Here is a 5,874-nt window from a genome sequence, read left to right as displayed (position 1 = left end):
ATCCTACAATTATTAGATAAAAATTAATAATAACCATAGACTATAATATATGGATTCTTGAGTCCAAAATGAGCCTACAAATCTGTGTAGTAGTTTGATTGACACCCCAGCTAAAAACAAGCAAAGATATAGTAAAAGTAAAAATTTGTAAACACGGCGGTGCGGGATGTCTTTAGAGCTGATTTCACTAGAAAACATCCAGGAAGTCGCTCATAATTACGGCTATTGGGCAATTTTTTTGGGAATTTTGCTAGAAAATTTAGGCATTCCTGTTCCTGGCGAAACCGTGACCCTAGTGGGCGGATTTTTGGCTGGTAGCGACGAACTAAATTTCTGGCTGGTTCTCGGTGACGCAATTATGGGTGCTGTAATTGGCGGAGTTTGTGGCTACTGGGTGGGTAGACTTAGCGGCTGGGCTTTTTTGGTAAAAGTTGGTAGCATCTTTCGGATTTCGGAAGTGCGATTGCTGAATATTAAAGAGCAATTTAGTCAAAATAGTGCAAAAGCGGTATTTGTTGGACGTTTTTTAGCATTATTGCGAGTTTTTGCTGCACCACTAGCTGGTGTAGCGGAAATGCCCTTCAGAAAATTCTTTGTATACAATTTTTTAGGAGCATTTGCTTGGGCTAGCTTGATGGTGACATTAGCTTTCTTTGCTGGCAAAATTATCTCCCTAGAGCAATTGGTTGCTTGGGTCAGTAAATTCGCCATCGTAGCATTACTGATTCTGGGTGGTTTAATCTTTGTGCCAGTATGGTTGGAGTCTCGTCAAGTTAAGGAACTTGGGAGTGAAAAGTGAAAAGTGAGGAATGAGGAATGAGGAGTTAGGAGTTAGGAGTTAGGAGTAGAGTAAAAAGTTATTTCTTTTAACTTTCTTTCTTGTATTTTGCATTTTTAACTCCTAACTCCCAACTCCCAATTCCTAACTCTTAACTCCTAACTCTTAACTCCAAACTCCAAACTCCCAACTCTTAACTCCAAACTCCTAACTCCCAACTCTTAACTCCTAACTCCTAACTCCCAACTCCCAACTCTTAACTCCTAACTCCTAACTTTTAGTTAACTGCGACCAAATGCGAGTTGGTAGTCCCCAAACGTAGATAAAGCCCTCAGCAGCTTTATGATCGAATTTGTCTTCGGCTCCATAGGTTGCCAAGTCAGGACTGTAGAGGGAATTGTCGCTAGAGCGGCCAACGATGGTGGCATTACCCTTAAACAACTTCACTCGCACGGTTCCTGATACTTGCTCCTGTGTCTTTTGAATAAAAGCGTCCAGTGCGGCTTTGAGTGGACTATACCACAGACCGTTGTAAACTATTTGACTATAGGTTTCTTCAATTCCACGCTTGTAATGGGTGACATCGGCTGTAAGAGTCAAACTTTCCAAATCTCTATGTGCCTGAATTAGGACTAGCATCGCGGGTGATTCGTAGATCTCCCGCGATTTTATGCCTACTAGACGGTTTTCAATCATATCAATCCGCCCAACACCATGATTTCCTGCAAGTTGATTGATTTGTTCAATTAACTCAACTGGCTTTTTGGGGACACCATTGAGGCTGCTGGGAATTCCACGATAGAAACCAATTTCAATGTACTCTGGTTCATTGGGTGTGTTAGCGATCGCTTTGGTCATTTCATAGATTTCTTCTGGCGGCTCGAATGAAGGATCTTCGAGTAAACCAGCTTCAATACTCCGACCAAGCAAATTTTTGTCAATACTGTAGGGAGAAGATTTTTTCACTGGTGAGGGAATACCAAACTTTTCACCATAAGCGATGGTTTCCTCACGACTCATTCCCCATTCTCTAGCGGGTGCGAGGATCTTCAGGTTGGGATTAAGGGCGGTAACAGACACATCAAAGCGGACTTGGTCGTTACCTTTGCCAGTACAACCATGAGCGATGGCGTCAGCACCATATTTTTCGGCTGTTTCTACTAAAACCTTAGCAATTAGCGGACGGGCAAGGGCAGTTCCTAGTGGATAACGATTTTCATAAAGGGCGTTGGCTTGAATTGCTGCAAAGGCGTAATCTTTAACAAAGCTGTCTTTAACATCCGCTACTAAAGATTCACTTGCACCCGATTTCAGAGCTTTTTCTCTGACTGGCTCTAACTCATCTCCCTGACCTAAATCTGCTGCTAGGGTAATTACCTCTTCCACACCCCACTCATGTTTCAGGTAGGGAATGCAAACTGAGGTATCTACTCCGCCAGAATATGCCAGAACAACCTTTTTAGCGCGACCCATTAATTTCTCCAGTTAGGAAAGAAAACAAACAATGAGTCATTATTATATCGAAACAATCCAGGTATACTAGACCTCTTGCACAATTGTTTTTGTGTTACGATTATGGGCTTTTATTTAATTTCAATGGGGTGGGATAAAAAAAATTGAAATCGATGGTAAGGGGTTTCCAAGAAATTAATTCCCACTACTAGTTCACCACGCAAATATTGACAGGTTTAGATTGGAGAAAGGGAAAAGGTAAAAGGGGAAGGGTTTAAAGCCTTTACCCTTTTCCCCTTACCCTTTCCCCCGCCTGTCAAAAAGACTTTGGCAGACTACTACTTGTGGGGTGGACATCTTGTCCGCCCATAACGAAGGGCGGGCGAGACGCCCACCCCACAAGAAGTAGTTGAATATTTTTATTTGGGAGTCCCTAAGCGGATGTTTTTCTGGGGAATTTGGCGACAATTTTCTGAAATTGTAGGCTTTATGTAAGTATCTAAATATATCCTGGCATTTACGTTGAGCTAATAGTGTTGTCTATGGCAGTCATCACCATTCGGGAAAAGCAGCCAACAGCAGAGGGTTTTGCCGCAAGTTTGATTTTTGAGGGTGGCGAATACCCAATCAATATTACTGACCCTTTTACACCGAAAGAAGAAAGGCAACTGGAATGGTATTTTGAGGAATGGCTGACTTACCCGATGTTAAACGGGAAGAAAGCAGAAGCAGCGAAAACGAGTGTTGTTAGTTACGGGGAAAGTTTATTTAACCAGGTTTTTAAGGCTGATATTGATGCTTATAGCCTTTATCGTGAACTGCGGGGAAATCTGAAGCAGGTAAAAATTGAGATAGTAGGTAATAGTCCCGAATTTCACGCGCTGCACTGGGAAGCTTTGCGGGATATGGATTGGCCGCGACCGTTGAGTGTGGATTGCGTAATGATACGCAAGCACCTTGATAAAGCTGCATCAGTGGCGGCGAATATGGCAGAATCCCCGATAATTAACTTGTTGGTGGTCATTGCTCGACCGGATGAGGAGCATGATGTAGGTTATCGTACCATTGCTCGTCCGTTGATTGAGGTGATTCAAAAAAGTCACTTGCCTGTAAATATTGACTTATTGCGTCCGGGTACTTATGAAAGTTTAGAACGGCATTTAGAGGCCAAGGGTGCGGGATATTACCATATCATCCATTTTGATTGTCACGGGGCGTTGATGGGTTATGCAGATATTCAGGAAGAGGTGAAACGCAATCGATATACCTATCAAGCTAGGTGGGGACGGGAAGATATTCAACCTTATGAGGGGGTAAAGGCATTTTTGTTTTTGGATGGGGAAAGTAAGGGAAAAGCCGATCCGGTGGAAGCGGGGGAATTAGCGAATTTGTTGACGGGGAAGGGGATTCCCGTTTGTATTCTCAATGCTTGTCAGTCTGGCAAGCAGGTAAGGGGTAATGGAGAGCAAGGGGGCAGGGAGCAGGGAGCAGGGGAGCAGGGAGAGACGGAGGAGAATGGAAGGGAGACAACAGAGACGAGTTTGGGTAGTCGGTTGATGACTGCGGGAATGCAAATGGTAGTGGCAATGGGGTATTCGGTGACGGTTTCGGCTGCGCGGTTGATGATGGAACAGGTTTATCAAAACTTGTTTGGGGGGAAGGAGATAAGCGAAGCGATTCGGTTGGGGAGAAGGGAGTTATTTAATAATAAGACGCGGAAGGCTTATTTTAATACCGACATTGATTTGGAAGATTGGCTTTTGCCTGTGGTTTATAGTAACCAACAGGTGAATTTGAATTTGCGTAAATTTAGAGATGAGGAAGAAGAAAAGTATTTTGAAAAATTAGGTAATTTATATCAATATACGCCGCCAGAATATGGATTTATCGGGCGAGATTTGGAGATTTTGAAGATTGAGAAGGCTTTGTTTCGTCATAATATTTTGCTGTTGCAGGGAATGGGAGGAACGGGAAAAACTACGCTGTTAAATTATTTGCGTAGTTGGTGGCAGACGACGAACTTTGCACCGGAGATATTTTATTTTGGTTATGATGAACAAGCTTGGACGCTGACACAGATTTTGTTTGACATTGGCAAGCGGGTATATAAAAAGTTTGAGTTTGCGAATTTTCAAGCGATGAATTTAACTGCTCAGATGCAGAAATTACTGGCTAAATTACGGTCAGAATCTCATATTTTGATATTGGATAATTTGGAGTCGGTGACGGGGCAAGCTTTAGCGATTAAAAATACTTTAGCGTCAGCCGAGCAAAAGCAACTGCAAGATTTTTTGACGCGGTTGGTAGGGGGAGACACGCGGGTGATTTTAGGTTCTCGCAGTGATGAAACTTGGTTGCAAGGAGCTTTTAAGCAGAATATTTATCAATTGCGGGGATTGGATGCGGAAGCGAGGACGGAGTTATCTAATAAGATTTTAGAACGGAATGTGGGGGATGAAAAGAAGATAGGTAAGATTCGCGAAGAGGAAGATTTTCAGAAATTGATGAAGGTGTTAGCGGGGTATCCGTTGGCAATGGAAGTTGTGTTAGCGAATTTGAAAAATCTGTCATCCCAGGAAATTTTGGCAAAGTTAGCAGCAGCAGATATTAATTTAGATACGGGAAGTGAAGATAAAACCCAGAGTATTCTCAAATGTGTGGAATATTCTCATAGTAATTTATCAGCGGATGCTCAGAAGTTGTTATTGTGTTTGGCTCCCTTTAGTGGGTTTATTGATAGGAGCGATATTCCTAATTATGCCAAGGAATTACAGAAGATAGAACAGTTTCAGAATGATGATTTTGATAAGTTTGATGAGGCAATTCAAGAAGCGATAAATTGGGGTTTGCTCTCACTTATCAATGAAGATATTCCTCAATTATTACAAATTCAACCTGTTTTTCCCTTCTTTCTCAAAGCAAAATTAGCAGAAAGCGATGCAGCTACCCGTGCAGCCTTACGAGAGGGTTTTAAAAACCACTATATTGGTTTAAGTCGTTCCTACAATCGCTATATGGAATCGAAGGAACCGCAAGAACGGCAGATTGCGATTTTCTTCTGTCGGCTGGAGTATGAAAATTTATATAATGCCTTGCAAATTTGTTTAGAGAAACAAGAAACTATTGATATTTTCTTTTGCTTGTTTCAATACTTTTATATAAATAATGATATTCCAAGTAGTTTGAAACTGTCGGAATTTGTCTGTAACGCACAAGTCGCTTATCCACCAGAAATTAGAACAGGTGAGATAGGTTGGGAAATTTTAATGGCACTCGATCGCCTTGCTATGGGTTATTTACAAACACAAAATTATCCCCAAGCCAAAGAATCCTATCTGCGGGTTATTGAATTATCTCAACAATTCCAAGGCGTAGAAGCGATACAAATCAAGTCTTCCTTAGCTAGCACTTACCACCAGTTGGGAAGGGTTGCCCAAGAGTTGCGCCAATACGACCAGGCACGGGATTATTATCAACAAGCCCTGGAAATCAATATCGAATTTGGCGATCGCCATAGTTGTGCTAGGACTTACCACCAGTTGGGAAGGGTTGCCCAAGAGTTGCGCCAATACGACCAGGCACGGGATTATTATCAACAAGCCCTGGAAATCAATATCGAATTTGGCGATCGCCATAGTTGTGCT

3 protein-coding genes are annotated in these 5,874 nt (G+C 42.2%); 2 read left to right on the top strand and 1 reads right to left on the bottom strand.

Annotated elements, in window-relative coordinates; all coding sequences use genetic code 11:
* Positions 1 to 166 precede the first annotated feature (166 nt).
* The gene (locus GNE10_RS31225; protein WP_185569760.1) at positions 167 to 799 is read left to right on the top strand and encodes a DedA family protein; all 633 of its coding nucleotides are present in this window, start codon (positions 167 to 169) and stop codon (positions 797 to 799) included.
* Positions 800 to 1,048: 249 nt separating this feature from the next.
* Here GNE10_RS31225 and GNE10_RS31220 read toward each other — a convergent pair whose 3' ends face one another.
* Positions 1,049 to 2,251 carry an argininosuccinate synthase gene (locus tag GNE10_RS31220; protein ID WP_099066081.1) on the bottom strand — a complete coding sequence of 401 codons (1,203 nt, stop codon included), beginning with the start codon at positions 2,249 to 2,251 and terminating at the stop codon, positions 1,049 to 1,051.
* Positions 2,252 to 2,772: 521 nt separating this feature from the next.
* Here GNE10_RS31220 and GNE10_RS31215 point away from each other — a divergent pair.
* The coding region (locus GNE10_RS31215; protein ID WP_185569758.1) for a tetratricopeptide repeat protein at positions 2,773 to 5,874 on the top strand (3,102 nt) is incomplete at its 3' end.

The sequence above is a fragment of the Nostoc sp. 2RC genome (assembly GCF_014222165.1).
GTDB classification, from domain to species: Bacteria; Cyanobacteriota; Cyanobacteriia; order Cyanobacteriales; family Nostocaceae; genus Nostoc; species Nostoc linckia.
The sequence above is the reverse complement of the archived record's forward strand: the minus strand, read 5'-3'. Positions and strand labels throughout refer to the sequence as shown.

Coding starts and splice junctions, on each gene's coding strand:
- GNE10_RS31225 (WP_185569760.1), top strand. CDS start 167: ATGTCTTTAGAGCTGATTTCACTAGAAAACATCCAGGAAGTCGCTCAT.
- GNE10_RS31220 (WP_099066081.1), bottom strand. CDS start 2,251: ATGGGTCGCGCTAAAAAGGTTGTTCTGGCATATTCTGGCGGAGTAGAT.